Annotated in this window: 15 protein-coding genes; 4 read left to right on the top strand and 11 right to left on the bottom strand. The window is 37.3% G+C overall.

All coding sequences use genetic code 11. The annotated features are described in order from the left end of the window. Position 1 precedes the first annotated feature (1 nt). The 9 genes from DBR39_RS10500 to DBR39_RS10460 form a co-directional block, all read right to left on the bottom strand. Positions 2 to 394 carry a hypothetical protein gene (locus DBR39_RS10500; protein ID WP_124532865.1) on the bottom strand — a complete coding sequence of 131 codons (393 nt, stop codon included), beginning with the start codon at positions 392 to 394 and terminating at the stop codon, positions 2 to 4. Between the two features lie 66 nt (positions 395 to 460). Continuing rightward, positions 461 to 1864: a nucleoside recognition domain-containing protein gene (locus DBR39_RS10495; protein ID WP_103233188.1), complete on the bottom strand. Its 1404-nt coding sequence runs from the start codon at positions 1862 to 1864 to the stop codon at positions 461 to 463. A 169-nt stretch (positions 1865 to 2033) separates the two neighbouring features. After that, positions 2034 to 2543 (bottom strand): DUF6973 domain-containing protein, encoded by a 510-nt coding sequence (locus tag DBR39_RS10490; RefSeq protein ID WP_124532863.1) that lies wholly within the window; start codon positions 2541 to 2543, stop codon positions 2034 to 2036. 54 nt (positions 2544 to 2597) lie between these two features. Next, positions 2598 to 3452: an acetyl-CoA carboxylase, carboxyltransferase subunit beta gene (gene accD, locus DBR39_RS10485; protein ID WP_124532861.1), complete on the bottom strand. Its 855-nt coding sequence runs from the start codon at positions 3450 to 3452 to the stop codon at positions 2598 to 2600. A gap of 90 nt (positions 3453 to 3542) precedes the next feature. Then, on the bottom strand, positions 3543 to 4613 hold the full coding sequence (fbaA, locus tag DBR39_RS10480) for a class II fructose-bisphosphate aldolase (protein WP_124532859.1): 1071 nt from the start codon (positions 4611 to 4613) through the stop codon (positions 3543 to 3545). A 70-nt stretch (positions 4614 to 4683) separates the two neighbouring features. After that, positions 4684 to 5550 carry an NAD kinase gene (locus tag DBR39_RS10475; RefSeq protein ID WP_124532857.1) on the bottom strand — a complete coding sequence of 289 codons (867 nt, stop codon included), beginning with the start codon at positions 5548 to 5550 and terminating at the stop codon, positions 4684 to 4686. Position 5551: 1 nt separating this feature from the next. Beyond that, complete coding sequence (locus DBR39_RS10470; RefSeq protein WP_124532855.1) at positions 5552 to 6205, bottom strand: CBS domain-containing protein; 654 nt, start codon at positions 6203 to 6205, stop codon at positions 5552 to 5554. A 187-nt stretch (positions 6206 to 6392) separates the two neighbouring features. After that, on the bottom strand, positions 6393 to 6923 hold the full coding sequence (locus tag DBR39_RS10465) for an RNA methyltransferase (RefSeq protein WP_124532853.1): 531 nt from the start codon (positions 6921 to 6923) through the stop codon (positions 6393 to 6395). Positions 6924 to 6928: 5 nt separating this feature from the next. Beyond that, on the bottom strand, positions 6929 to 7540 hold the full coding sequence (locus DBR39_RS10460) for a toxin-antitoxin system YwqK family antitoxin (RefSeq protein ID WP_228447817.1): 612 nt from the start codon (positions 7538 to 7540) through the stop codon (positions 6929 to 6931). Positions 7541 to 7604: 64 nt separating this feature from the next. Here DBR39_RS10460 and DBR39_RS10455 point away from each other — a divergent pair, with 64 nt between their 5' ends. Next, positions 7605 to 8204, top strand: a complete 600-nt coding sequence (locus DBR39_RS10455; RefSeq protein ID WP_124532851.1) for a hypothetical protein — start codon at positions 7605 to 7607, stop codon at positions 8202 to 8204. 12 nt (positions 8205 to 8216) lie between these two features. On the opposite strand, the gene DBR39_RS10450 is transcribed toward DBR39_RS10455, so the two are convergent. Next, positions 8217 to 9095, bottom strand: a complete 879-nt coding sequence (locus DBR39_RS10450) for a bestrophin family protein (RefSeq protein WP_124532849.1) — start codon at positions 9093 to 9095, stop codon at positions 8217 to 8219. A gap of 109 nt (positions 9096 to 9204) precedes the next feature. Between DBR39_RS10450 and DBR39_RS24245 the strand changes: the two genes are divergently transcribed. Together DBR39_RS24245 and DBR39_RS10445 are read left to right on the top strand one after the other, a co-directional pair. Then, entirely contained in the window at positions 9205 to 9366 is a 162-nt protein-coding gene (locus tag DBR39_RS24245; protein WP_185147171.1) for a hypothetical protein, read from the top strand. 76 nt (positions 9367 to 9442) lie between these two features. Further along, complete coding sequence (locus DBR39_RS10445) at positions 9443 to 10321, top strand: cupin-like domain-containing protein (protein WP_124532847.1); 879 nt, start codon at positions 9443 to 9445, stop codon at positions 10319 to 10321. Between the two features lie 131 nt (positions 10322 to 10452). On the opposite strand, the gene DBR39_RS10440 is transcribed toward DBR39_RS10445, so the two are convergent. Further along, entirely contained in the window at positions 10453 to 10983 is a 531-nt protein-coding gene (locus DBR39_RS10440) for a GNAT family N-acetyltransferase (protein WP_124532845.1), read from the bottom strand. A 124-nt stretch (positions 10984 to 11107) separates the two neighbouring features. On the opposite strand from DBR39_RS10440, the gene mutS reads away from it, so the two are divergent. Next, positions 11108 to 13699 (top strand): DNA mismatch repair protein MutS, encoded by a 2592-nt coding sequence (gene mutS, locus DBR39_RS10435; RefSeq protein WP_124532843.1) that lies wholly within the window; start codon positions 11108 to 11110, stop codon positions 13697 to 13699. The last annotated feature ends 1 nt before the right edge of the window (position 13700 follow it).

Below are 13700 nucleotides of genomic sequence, written 5' to 3'. Positions count from 1 at the left end.
TTTATTCAAGTGCTTTTTTTAATTCATTTATTCTGTTGATAATCGGAAGGGCAAAAATACCGCTGGTCTGAAGATACAGCTCATAAAATGTCTTTGCTTTATCCTGAAAGTCTTTATTCTGATCATGCCTGCTGTTGAAGTAGAAAAGGTTTCCAAGCATTTCATAATAATCTTTGTGATCTCTTTCCTGCCTTTCATTGACAATGGCAATTATTTCTTCTTTTGTTTTCGAAGATATTTCCGTGAAACTCATCTTGAAAATATCTCTCATCAAAGTATCAAAATCCAGTTCTTTCTGCATTAAGCTTTCTTCTGGTTTATCCAGGATCAATTTTTCTAATGCCTGAGTCAATTGGCGAATAAGTCTTAAAGTAAATTCTTTATCTGTAATCATAATGATTTAAAGTTTTAAGTTTAGTGTTTAAAATTAATAGCATCGGTCTCAACCAGCAGCTTTTAATTAAGCAAAGAACAAATAAGCCAAGGCAATTGCAGTGATAACACCGACTAAATCGGCCAGAAGCATAGCAATTACTGTGTATCTTGTATTCTTAACGGCAACGGCGCCAAAATAAACTGCGATCACGTAGAACGTCGTATCTGAGCTTCCCTGAAGTACGGCCGCTAGTTTCCCCTGGAAACTATCAGCTCCGAATGTTGACATCGTATCCACCATCATCCCTCTTGCTCCTGAACCGGATAAAGGCTTGATTAAAGCCGTTGGAAGTCCATCAACAAATCTTGGATCCATATTGGCCACGTTGGCCACCCATTTCATTCCGTCAATGATCACATCAAAAACACCAGAAGTTCTTAATAAGGAAATGGCAATCAGCATTCCAACCAGATAAGGGATAATCTTGACGCAGGTGGTAAAACCTTCTTTTGCCCCTTCAATAAAGGCATCAAAAACATTGATTTTTTTATAAACAGCTCCAAGTACTATGGCAAGGAAAATAAAGAGAATAAGTCCATTGCTTAATATCTTACTGAAGTCATCCAGTTCATCTTTACTTAGCTGTACAAGATAGACCACCAGTAAAGCAATAACGGCTGAAATTCCTCCTACATAAGCAATAACGACAGGGCGAAGCAGGTTGATCTTCTGATATAAAGAAACAATAATCATCGCAGCCAATGTAGCCGCAAAAGTCGCAATCATACAGGGCAGAAATATATCAGTAGGGGTCTTTGAACCCATGGATGCTCTGATCGCAATAATGGATACAGGAATTAAGGTCATCCCTCCGGCATGGAGACATAAAAACATAATCTGCGAATTGCTGGCGGTATCTTTATTGGGATTTAAGCTCTGTAAACTTTCCATTGCTTTTAGCCCAAAAGGAGTCGCTGCATTATCTAATCCCAGAAGATTGGCGCTGAAATTCATCAGCATATGTCCGAAAGCGGGATGGTTTTTAGGGATGTCAGGAAATAATTTGGAGAAAAACGGCTGGATCAGACGGCTTAGAAGATTAATTCCTCCTGCTTTTTCAGCAATACTCATGAATCCCATGAAAAGCGTCATGATTCCGATAAGTCCAATACATATCTTTACCGCTGTTTCTGAGGTTCCGATCACTCCATCAGCTTCCTGAACACGATAAACGCTTACATTTTGTTTTAAAGAATCTGTTTTGTAATGAATTCTGCTGTCTGCAAAATCATTTTTTTTCATCAGACTGTCTCTGATAACAGGAGAGAGGCTGTTCATCGGTTGAGATACAACCTTCACGGTATCACCACCTTTTCCCACAACCATATCATTGAAAATAGTTTTGTAGTGAGCTGATGAAACGTATTTTATACTGGCAATGGCAATGGCAATAATAATAAAAGCCGACCAAATTCTGCTGAGAACCATCTGATTGATTTAATTGTTTAAACTTATCAAAAATACTTTAAACTACAAAAGTCATAAAAGAATTAAACACTTTAGTTTTCATACAGTAAAATATTATACAGTAAAGAAGAGCACTTAAGTGTTCTAAAGTGTTATTCTAAATAAAACTTTTTGGCTGAAAAAAATAGATCTACTCTTTCAAATAGATAAGATGACCTTCAAAATTATCATCCAAATTCTTCAGAACTTTGGCATCATCCATTTTTTTGACCAATGCCTCTACAAAAAAGCTTTTTTCAAAAAACTGGCGGTGAATACCTGGCAGAAGCTCCATGAAATAATCCATTCCGATTTTATTGTTGTGGAGGTCCATTTTTGTTTCCAAAGGCTCATTGGGGAATAGTTCTTCATGCATATCTGTAATTCTTTTGCAAAAATCAAGCGCTTTTTTAGGAGAAGAGACCTTGCAGCAGTACATCATAATGAAGCAGCACCACAGAGCGTGTCTGAAAGCATTCCCGATTCCATTATTGGAGGCTGTTTGTGGGAATTTTTTCTGTGCAATGGTAAATGCTTTTACCGTAGCGTGAAAACTCAATAGGGCAAAAAGAGGATGGGGAAGGATAAGTGATAAAAGACGCATAATCTTCTTAAAACTCATACTTCTGATGGTATTGAAAAATATCTTAAAAGTCCTCATAAATAAAAATCTCTCCCTAATTAGAGAGAGATTGTATTGTTTTTGTTACAGATACTACGCTTTTACAGCTAATAAATTAACTGTTTTGGCAACAGTATCCTGAATTTCAGTTCTTTTTACGATGAAATCTACAAATCCTTTTTCCTGTAAGAATTCTGATGTCTGGAATCCTTCCGGTAAGTCTCTACCGATCGTCTCACGGATTACTCTTGGTCCTGCGAAACCGATCAATGCTCCCGGCTCTGCCATGATGATATCAGCGGTCATTGCAAAAGAAGCTGTGATTCCTCCGAATGTAGGGTCACAAAGATAAGCGATGTATAAAAGTCCTGCTTCAGAAAGCTGAGCTAATTTAGCCTGAACTTTTGCCAGCTGCATCAAAGAGTAGGTTGCTTCCTGCATTCTTGCTCCTCCGGACTGACAGATAATCATATACGGAAGTTTATTGGCAATACAGTAATCTACTGCTCTTCTGATTTTTTCTCCCATTACAGATCCTAAAGATCCACCAATAAAAGCAAAATCCATACAAGAAACTACCATTTCAGTACCTTTTACAGTTCCTACAGCATTTCTGATAGAGTCTGTAAGTTTTGTCTTCGCTTTTACTTCTTTTAAACGGTCTTTGTAAGGTTTTGTATCTTTAAAGTTTAAGATATCAATACTTTCAACATTAGCATCCAGTTCGGTAAATTTACCACCGTCAAAAAGGATGTCAAAAAATTCCGAACTTCCTATTCTTACATGAAATCCGTCTTCAGGAGAAACATAGTTATTTCTCTTTAGTTCATCATGTTCCACAACTTTTCCGGATGGAGTCTGATGCCATAGACCTTTGGGAACGTCCTTTTTTTCATCAGTAGAAGTGGTAATGTTTTTTGCTTTTCTTTTAAACCAGTCGAATGCCATTTTTGCTTGTATTAATGTATAAATGTAAAATGTACCAATGTAAATGTATTTCTCATGAATATTTTTTACATCGGTACAAATGTACAGTTCTTATTTTAAAGTATTTACGTTATTTAAATCTTCAAATGCTTTCACCAATCTTGTAGAGAATGTGTCTTCACCTTTTCTTACCCAAACTCTTGGGTCATAGAATTTTTTGTTAGGTTTTTCTTCTCCTTCAGGGTTTCCGATTTGAGTTCTTAAATACTCAATATTGTTTACCATATAATCTCTAACGCCTTCTGTATATGCAAACTGAAGGTCAGTATCGATATTCATTTTAATTACTCCATAGTCGATAGCCTCTCTGATCTCTTCTAAAGTAGATCCTGAACCTCCGTGGAATACAAAATTAACAGGTTTCGCTGCCGTTCCGAATTTTTCCTGAACATATTTCTGAGAATTGTCAAGGATTTTTGGTGTAAGAACTACGTTTCCTGGCTTGTAAACTCCGTGTACGTTACCGAATGCAGCAGCAATAGTAAAGTTGTCAGAAATAGCTTTTAATTTTTCATAAGTATACGCTATATCTTCAGGCTGAGTATATAATTTAGAGTTATCAACGTCTGAGTTGTCAACACCATCTTCTTCACCACCAGTAACTCCGATTTCTACTTCAAGAGTCATCTGAAGTTTTGCCATTCTTTCGAAATATTGAGCTGAAATCTCAAGATTTTCTTCTAAAGATTCTTCAGAAAGGTCCAGCATGTGAGAAGAGTAAAGAGATTTTCCTGTCTGCTTGAAGAATTCTTCGTTAGCATCCATCAATCCGTCGATCCAAGGAAGTAATTTCTTTGCACAGTGGTCTGTGTGTAGAATTACTGTTGCTCCGTATGCTTCAGCAAGAGTGTGAATATGTTTTGCACCAGCAATAGATCCTAAGATGGCAGCTTTTTGTCCGTCATTGTTTAATCCTTTCCCTGCGTTGAATGCAGCCCCACCATTTGAAAACTGAATAATTACAGGAGCGTTCAATTTCGCTGCAGTTTCCATCACAGCATTGATGTTGCTTGATCCAATTACGTTTACTGCAGGTAATGCAAATTTGTTTTCTTTAGCATACTGAAAGATATCAGTAACTAGCTGACCTGTGGCAACTCCTGCCGGAAAAATTCTGCTCATGTTTTACTTTTTATTATAAATTTATTAGGTGTTTTAATTTTGTGTAAAGGTAATCATTTTTAAGAAATTACTAATTTCTTTTATCCCTGCCCCAAAGTAGCTTCTGACGGATGGTTTCATAGAAACTCAAACCGTTGGGCTGTACCAGAAGAAGCTGGAATCCCGCCTTTTTGATAATAATTTCCTTATCAGTTTCGATATGGATCAATCGGGAATCCAAAGAAAGGGAGTATTGGGGTACACGGCTTTCTACCCTGAATTTTATTTCTACTTTATCATTTACCACCAATGGTCTCACATTCAGATTGTGAGGGGCAATAGGAGTGATGACAAAATTTTCGTTGTTCGGAGAAATGATCGGTCCACCACAGCTCAAAGAGTAGGCAGTAGAACCGGTAGGTGTTGAAATGATCACACCATCACCCCAGAATACATTCAAAAACTCATCATTGATATAAGAATCTACCGTAATCATGGAGGTGGTTTCTTTTCTGGAAACAGTGACATCGTTCAATGCATAAGGAAAAAAACCTTCCAGATTGGGAGATACGACTTCAATGACAGAACGGCGGCTTGTTTTTACATCTCCTTTTAAGATGGAATCCAGTTCTTTAAAGGCTTCTTCTTTTGTGAAAAAGGCTAAAAACCCAAGTCTTCCCGTATTCACTCCTACAACAGGAATTTCAAGATCCTCAATGAATGTTAATGAGTTTACGATCGTTCCGTCTCCGCCAAAAGTGAAAAACAGATCTACTTCTTTATCCAGAAGATCCTGTTTACAGTTGAATGTTTCGAAGATTTTTGAAAACTGAAGTGCTTCAGCCATTTCATCATATAGAACAGATTTTACATCTCTGGCTTCAAGTTCAGAGATAAACTTGCTTAAATATAAAAAAGTATCAAGATCTTTTTTCTGAGAATATATGGCTGCCTTCATGTTATATTTCTATGAATTTTTGTAAAAAACCAAAACGGTCTTTAAACAGATCGGATTTCTCATCAGAATAGTATTTTTCAACAATTCTGTAGTCGTACCGGTCAAAAGTTGAGTCTATCGAGGCCAGATTTTCACTACTGATTTTTATGGTCACATGGATCACCTCATCAGACATGAAACTTATAAACCCACCGTAGAATTTAGCATTATTGGTTTCTACAATACTGGCAATTTCCGTCATTGAATATTTTCTGGCGGGAGTTTCTACGGTAAGAATAGCTCCTGATTCTGAAAATAAAGGATAACGGGAAAGGTCCTGAAAGATATCTTCACAGGTAATATATCCCAGATATTTTTCATTCTTATTAATCACCGGAATCACGTTGGAACTGAATGTATAAAACAGACGGATACTGTCCATAATATTATTGTCTTCCAAAATAGCAAAGCGCTCAATCTGGTGCTCCAGGTCCTTCAGGGTTCCGCCCTCTTCTTCATACAGAAAGTCCATTGCAATAGCTCCGTAGAAGTGATGGGATTTTTTGATGAAAACATGGGAATATCCGAAATCTTCCAATATGTTTCTGGCCGACTCTATAGAGTCAGACAGGCTAAAACACGGAAAGTCTTTAGAGATATAGTCCTTGATAAACATTGTGCTAATTTATAAAAAATTAAATGAAACTTTTTCTGAAAACACCACTTTTTTTAAGATGGAACAAAAAAAATGCCATCAAAATTTGATAGTAAAGAAAAAAAAAGTACCTTTGTCGCCTTTCATTTTTACTTTTTATTAGATTTATTTCAAACTGCACTGTCTACTAAGGACATATGCAGTTTTTTTATTTTAAAGCTTTTGCAAATTCCCACATCACAATTCCAGCACATACACTTACATTAAGAGAATGTTTGGTTCCAAGCTGCGGAATTTCTAAGAATACATCAATATTAGGCAGTACTTCATCACTGATTCCTTCTACTTCGTTTCCTAAAATCAGGGCATATTTCTTCGATCTGTCAATCGTAAAATCAGTAATAAGCCTGCTGCTGGTCGTCTGCTCAATTCCGATGATGTCGTACCCTTTGCTTTTCAGATCAGCAATGGCCGTATTGGTGTCTGATTCATGAGACCAGTCTACACTTTCCGTAGCTCCCAGTGCCGCTTTATGAATTTCACGATGAGGAGGCTGGGGGGTAATCCCGCAAAGAATGATTTTTTCAATTAAAAAGGCATCTGCCGTTCTGAAAGCTGCACCTACATTGTGCATACTTCTGATATTGTCTAAAATGATGACCAACGGAATTTTTTCAACCTTTTTAAATGTTTCTACATCTATTCTGTTAAGTTCTTCCAGTTTTAGTTTCTGTACCAATTGTATTATTTTGTTGAGATTAATTTTCCTTCTTTATAGACCTCGGTCTTTTCTATGCTTCCGTCTTCACGGTAATGAATCCTGTTGCCATTTCTTTTGTCGTTGGCAAGCTCCGTCTCACGCTGTAGTTTTCCAGATGGATAAAACGCTTTCCATTTTCCGGTAGCAAGGCCGTTGTCATACTGCCCGATATCTTTCAACGATTTTCCGTCTTCATGAAAGGTTTTGCTTTCACCCTGTAATTTATTGAATTTATAATTCGAAATTTCAGTTATTTTACCTGCAGGAGAATAAAAAGTAGCCGTAAGACTGTTGTCATAAACATTCTTTTCCCCATTTCTAAAAGCTTCTTTAGACGTGAGTACTCCGTTCTTATCAAAATAGGACCATTCTTTTACTTTGAATCCCTTTTTGTATTCTCCTTTTGACTGTACTTTTCCGCTGTCGTAATAAAAAACGGCATCGCCATCCACTTTCCCTTTTTTCCATTCCACGGTATTTTTTACCTGTCCGTTATCATAGAATTCTTTACAAGATCCCTCTTGTAATCCGTCTTTATATCCACAAGGTTTCTGTGCCATAACGATAGCAGAAGCGGAAAAAAACAATAGAAACATGTACTTCATAGCTATTTTTATTTCAAAAATAGTAAAATACTTATATTTGACTCAAAAATATACTATGAAAAAATTATTCACATTATTCATACTGATGATGGGGTTTGTGTACCTGGGAGCACAAAATACGTATTATCCTCAAGCCTTTTTTGACAAAAAAATGGCCCGTGACATGCTTGGATTCGGTAATTCTACCATTGAAGGGGTGGCTTCTACCAAGCAGAAAACAGCCCTGGGCATTAAACCTTTGCTAGGGGAAAAACATTATGCAAAGCAAGGAACAGTAATCATGCTCTTTCCGGTGACTCCTTATTTTGAAGAGTTTTATGACATGAGAAGGAAATATGAAAACAAAAAAAATACGGTGTATATGTCTGAAGAGGCTTTTAAATATAGAGTAGAGGCATTAACGGATGACCGCGGCAGATTTAAGTTTGAAAAACTGAAACCGGGCAAATATTATCTTGAAACGATTATCAATTTTACAGCGACAGCAAGTTATCAGAAACAGACAGGGACTACAGACACCTATAATGGGATGGGGGGATATATGTATTCCTCTCCTATATATAATACATTTTTCTACGGTTATTCTGCGGCCAACAGGGAAAGCAAGTTTGTAGAAATAAAACAAGACGGAGAATTAAAAGAAATCAAGCTTTAAAAGCTTGATTTTTTATTTTCTGTTCATAATCTGATGTACATTTTTTTCAATATTCTGCGCCAATGCTTCCATAGGAATATCGTTTTCATCATTATTGAAAGGGTCTTCAATTTCTTCCGCAATAAGCTCAAGGCTCATCAATACATAATAGACAAAAACGGTAAGCGGGATCATAAAAAGACCGATGGTGATGACATAAGCAATAGGCAGTGCAAAAACGTACAGGATAATAAATTTCTTGATGAAAGAGGAGTAAGAATAGGGGATCGGTGTATTTTTGATTCTCTCACAACCTCCACATACATCCAGAAACCCCGAAAGCTGAGTGTCTAAATACAGCATTTCAATTTCTGAAATCTTACCTTCCTTCTTTAATAAGTTCAATTTATGGCTCATCAGAATAATCATCTCGCTCGGACCATGATTTTTTAATGAATTTTCTATTTCAGAATAATCTTCATCCAAAGCCAGTCTTGTAGATTCTTTAGAAAGATGTTTGGCTAAAAAGTGTGGAAAAAACTTTAAATATCGTGCAATTTGTTCTGCATCCTGACGGTTGTCCCCCAAAATGGTATTGATCTTTATAGCAAAATTTCGGGTGTCGTTTACCAGTTTCCCCCAAAGTTTACGGCCTTCCCACCATCTGTCATAGGCCGTATTGGTTCTGAAAACCAGTAAAAGAGAAAGAACAAAACCCAGCAGAGAATGTATCATTCCCACATTGCTGATTCCGGATTTTGAAGTAAGATGGAAATATCCTACCTCCAGATACTGAATACCCCAGGAATATAATCCTACAAGAACCATACTCGGGAAAAGAATTTTTAAGGTATCGCTTTTGTGTAAACTGAAAAGGATTTTAATGAAATGTTTGGTATTGTAGGCTCTCATAAGTTGACTTATTACTACAAATATAATTTTTTTTCATTTAGCGCTGACTTATGGGAAACCGTAAAATTTATCCTGAAAGACCTCTTTATTTTGCTTTAAAAACTAGAACATGGGTTATTATAGAAAGGGACACTTCAAAAAAAACGGAACCTGGGTAAGCGGTCATTATGTGAATACCCGTGGCAGAGGAAGGGGAAGCAAAAGTTCTCCGGGCTGTGCTGTCACTTTTTTGGGAGGAATCATTTCCATACTGCTGTATTTATTAAAGTAAGTCTTTATCTCTTCTTTTAAAATTTTTGCAGGTTTCAAAAAAAGACTATTTTTAGTTCGCACTAAATATAAAATACATGATCCTCGAAAGCGTAGATATTGTAGATGATATCAGTAAAGAAGATTTTCAGAAGAACTATTTTAAAAAACAGAAACCTCTTTTAATCAAGAATTTCGCCAGCCGATGGGATGCTTTTGAAAAGTGGAATCTGTCATATATCCGGGAGAAAGCAGGTGATCAGGAGGTGCCGTTGTACAACAATAAGCCGGCTGATGCTGCGAAAAGCTCAGATGCTCCGGTCACCCGTATGAAAATGAAGGAGTATATTGATACTATAAAAAGTAAACCTTCAGATCTGAGAATCTTTTTCTATATCATCACAGACAAACTTCCTGAGCTGCTGAAAAATTTCACCTATCCGGATTTGGGGATGAAGTTTTTCAAAAGACTGCCTACTTTGTTCTTCGGAGGTAGTGAAGCTCATGTTTTAATGCATTATGATGTGGATCTGGGTGATTTTATGCATATCCACTTTGAAGGAAAAAAAAGAATCCTGCTATTTGACCAGAAGCAATCTCCGTTTTTATATAAAGTTCCCTTATCGGTTCATACCATTTATGAACTGGATTATGAGAATCCGGATTATGAAAAGTTTCCTGCCCTGAAATATGCGAAAGGCTATGAAATTTTCATGGAACATGGTGATGCGCTCTTTATTCCTGGGGCATTCTGGCACTTCAACAGATATCTGGAGCCCGGTTTTTCGCTCTCTTTAAGAGCCCTTCCCAATAAGCCTAATGTCTTTGCCAATATGCTGTATCACGTTTTTATTATGAGATATACAGATAAACTCATGCGTAAACTTTTCAAAGCCAAATGGGTGGATTATAAGCAGAAATGGGCCTATAAAAAGAGCTCAGAAGCATTGGAGAAACATATGAAAGCAGGAAGATAAAAGGGAAGGGGAGAAGGAAGCTGGAGGAGGGAAGCCTCTTTACAGCTTAGTATTACTGGATTTCATTTTTATTTAAAGGATAACCATTACTTAAAACGACCCATCGAAACTTCCATCTTCGTGCTTCCCGCTTATTTATTAATCAGTCCAAAGATTGTAGCATCTACAAATTTCCCTTTTTCAAAAAAATAATCTTTTAAAGTACCTTCTTTGCTGAAATTTAAAGAAGATAACAATCTTTCAGAAGAGATATTGGAGGGATCAATGAATGCATCTATACGGTGCAGTCTCATTGTTTCAAATCCGTAGGTCAGAATCGGGAGAATGGCTTCTTTCATATAAGATTGCTGCCAGAATTTGGGATTAAGTTCATAGCCGACTTCCGCCCGGAAGTGTTCTCTGTACCAGTTGTGGTAACCGCAGGTTCCGATGACTTTTCCAGTAGATTTCAGTTCCAGAGCCCATCTGAAACCTTTTCCTTTTTCAAATTCACTGTTAAAATGTTGAATAATACGTCGGGAATCCTCTTCTGTTTTAAAGGTATCCAGATCATAATATTCCATAACTTCATCCAGAGAAAAATACTCGAACAAATCTTGGGTATCATCAAACGTAAGCTGACGTAAAATAAGCCTTTCAGTTTCTAAAACAGGAAATTCCATGAATAATGTGATTTGATGGTGAAAATACGATTAATTGCTGATAAAGAAAAGTATAAAAGATTAACTGATAAACAATTCTCATACCCTGAATTTATTTTTCTAAATTTGGGGCTCATTTTTTACTATGGCAAAAGCAGCGAAGAAAGAAACCCCGTTAATGACGCAGTACAATACCATCAAGGCGAAATACCCTGATGCGCTATTATTATTCAGAGTTGGGGATTTTTATGAAACTTTTGGGCAGGATGCTGTCAGAACTTCTCAGATTCTGGGTATTGTGCTTACCAAAAGAGCCAATGGTGATGGGCATATAGAGCTGGCCGGATTTCCACATCACTCTGTAGATTCTTATCTTCCAAAATTGGTAAGAGCAGGCATGAGGGTGGCGATCTGCGATCAGCTGGAGGACCCAAAAACAGTGAAAGGGATTGTAAAAAGAGGCGTTACGGAGTTGGTTACACCCGGTGTTACCTTCAATGACCAGGTTTTAAATTCAAAAAAGAATAATTTCCTTCTTTCTTTACACAAAGAAAAAGAGAAATACGGAATGGCCTTAGTAGATATCTCTACAGGAGAGTTTCTGGTAAGTGAAGGAACTCTGGAAAAACTGTTGCATATTGTCAATACTTTTGATCCCAGTGAGATTATTTTCCAGAGAAGCACACAGATTCCGGAGCAGATAAAAAATAAAAATGCTTTCAAACTGGAAGACTGGGCTTTCCAATATAATTTTGCCTACGAAAAATTAACGAGTCACTTTAAAACCAATTCTTTAAAAGGATTTGGGGTAGAGAGTCTTCCACTAGCAATCACCGCAGCAGGGGCTATTTTTGCCTATCTGGTGGAGGATACTCATCATAATCTGCTTTCCCATATCACAAAACTTCAGATCATTCCACAGGAAGATTATCTGATGATGGATAATTTTACGCTGAGAAATCTGGAAATTGTTTATCCAAGCAATCCACAAGGAAAATCTCTGCTGGATATCATTGACAAAACTTCTACTCCGATGGGAGGGAGATTATTGAGAAGAAGAATTATTCTTCCTTTAAAATCAGTGGATGAGATTATGAGAAGACTTTCTCTGATTGATTTCTTAAACGAAAATGAACCTCTGAAATATGAGATCTGCCAGCTTTTGAAATCGATTTCGGATCTTGACAGATTAATGGGAAAACTGGCTGCAGAAAAAATTTCACCCAAAGAATTGGGATACCTGCGTCAAAGTTTGATTAATATCCATAAAATCAAAGGGTTATTGCATCCTCATGCAGGGGTACTGGCGTGGCTGGAACCGTTATTTGATCTGGAAGAATTAATTAAATTCCTGGAAAATCATCTTAATGAAGAACTTCCGGTAAACATTGCCAAAGGAAATATTATTAAAGCCGGTATTTCTGAAGAGCTGGACAGATTGAGAAACCTGCAGAGTAAAGGACGCGGGTTTCTGGATGATATGTGCCAGAGAGAGATTGAAAGAACGGGAATTTCAAGTCTTAAAATTGATTTTAATAACGTTTTCGGATACTATATTGAAGTCCGAAACACCCATAAAGATAAAGTTCCAGATGACTGGGTAAGAAAGCAGACCCTGGTGAATGCCGAAAGATATATTACCGAAGAGTTAAAGGAATATGAAAACCAGATCCTGGGAGCCGAAGAAAAAATCGGCGTTCTGGAAACTTCACTGTACAGGAATTTATGTGCAGAAACGATGATTTATATCGATCAGATCCAGGGGAACTCCAATATCATTGCACAACTTGATGTGGCTGCCGGTTTATCTGAACTGGCTGTTTCTGAGAGTTATACAAAGCCTGTTTTGAATAACGGCTATGCGATCGATCTAAAAGAAGCCAGACACCCGATCATTGAGAATGCTCTTCCCTTAGGAGAAAAGTACATTCCGAATGATATTTTTCTGGATAAAGATTCTCAGCAGATCATTATGGTTACAGGTCCGAACATGGCCGGTAAATCGGCAATTCTGCGACAGACGGCTATTGTATGTCTTTTGGCTCAGATCGGAAGTTTTGTGCCTGCAAAGCATGCTGAAATCGGAATGCTGGATAAGATTTTTACAAGGGTAGGGGCCACAGATAATATTTCTGCAGGAGAGTCTACTTTCATGGTAGAAATGAATGAAGCGGCGAACATTCTGAATAATATTTCAGAACGAAGCCTGATTTTACTGGATGAAATCGGCCGTGGAACTTCCACTTATGACGGGGTTTCTATCGCATGGGCTATTGCAGAATATCTTCATCAGCATCCAACGCAGGCGAAGACCCTGTTTGCAACCCACTATCATGAGCTGAATGAAATGACCATCAACTTTGAGAGGGTGAAAAATTTCCACGTTTCTATCCAGGAAAACAAAGGAAATATTATTTTTCTGAGAAAGCTGGTTCCAGGAGGAAGTGAGCACAGTTTCGGTATTCATGTTGCAAAACTAGCCGGGATGCCTTCCAAAGTGGTGAACAGAGCGAATGAAATTCTTAAAACACTTGAAGCGAGCAGAACCCAGGGAGGAAATACTTCTGAGAGTATCAAAAGAGTGACTGAGGAAAATATGCAGCTCTCTTTCTTCCAGCTGGATGATCCTGTTCTGGAGAATATCCGTGAGGAACTGACGAAAATAGATATCAATACTTTGACACCAATTGAGGCTTTGATGAAGCTAAACGCGATAAAAAAAATGATTGGAAAATAAT

This window comes from Chryseobacterium sp. KBW03, assembly GCF_003852415.1.
Lineage (GTDB): Bacteria > Bacteroidota > Bacteroidia > Flavobacteriales > Weeksellaceae > Chryseobacterium > Chryseobacterium viscerum.
This window is presented reverse-complemented; position numbering and strand designations above follow the sequence as displayed.

What these genes read in the sequence shown, in the direction of transcription:
- DBR39_RS10495 (WP_103233188.1), bottom strand. Translation starts at nt 1,864, where the DNA reads ATGGTTCTCAGCAGAATTTGGTCGGCTTTTATTATTATTGCCATTGCC.
- DBR39_RS10455 (WP_124532851.1), top strand. Translation starts at nt 7,605, where the DNA reads ATGAAAAAATTATTCACATTATTCATACTGATGATGGGGTTTGTGTAC.
- DBR39_RS10490 (WP_124532863.1), bottom strand. Translation starts at nt 2,543, where the DNA reads ATGAGGACTTTTAAGATATTTTTCAATACCATCAGAAGTATGAGTTTT.
- DBR39_RS10445 (WP_124532847.1), top strand. Translation starts at nt 9,443, where the DNA reads ATGATCCTCGAAAGCGTAGATATTGTAGATGATATCAGTAAAGAAGAT.
- DBR39_RS10440 (WP_124532845.1), bottom strand. Translation starts at nt 10,983, where the DNA reads ATGGAATTTCCTGTTTTAGAAACTGAAAGGCTTATTTTACGTCAGCTT.
- mutS (WP_124532843.1), top strand. Translation starts at nt 11,108, where the DNA reads ATGGCAAAAGCAGCGAAGAAAGAAACCCCGTTAATGACGCAGTACAAT.
- DBR39_RS10470 (WP_124532855.1), bottom strand. Translation starts at nt 6,205, where the DNA reads ATGTTTATCAAGGACTATATCTCTAAAGACTTTCCGTGTTTTAGCCTG.
- DBR39_RS10460 (WP_228447817.1), bottom strand. Translation starts at nt 7,540, where the DNA reads ATGTTTCTATTGTTTTTTTCCGCTTCTGCTATCGTTATGGCACAGAAA.
- fbaA (WP_124532859.1), bottom strand. Translation starts at nt 4,613, where the DNA reads ATGAGCAGAATTTTTCCGGCAGGAGTTGCCACAGGTCAGCTAGTTACT.
- DBR39_RS24245 (WP_185147171.1), top strand. Translation starts at nt 9,205, where the DNA reads ATGGGTTATTATAGAAAGGGACACTTCAAAAAAAACGGAACCTGGGTA.
- DBR39_RS10500 (WP_124532865.1), bottom strand. Translation starts at nt 394, where the DNA reads ATGATTACAGATAAAGAATTTACTTTAAGACTTATTCGCCAATTGACT.
- accD (WP_124532861.1), bottom strand. Translation starts at nt 3,452, where the DNA reads ATGGCATTCGACTGGTTTAAAAGAAAAGCAAAAAACATTACCACTTCT.
- DBR39_RS10450 (WP_124532849.1), bottom strand. Translation starts at nt 9,095, where the DNA reads ATGAGAGCCTACAATACCAAACATTTCATTAAAATCCTTTTCAGTTTA.
- DBR39_RS10475 (WP_124532857.1), bottom strand. Translation starts at nt 5,550, where the DNA reads ATGAAGGCAGCCATATATTCTCAGAAAAAAGATCTTGATACTTTTTTA.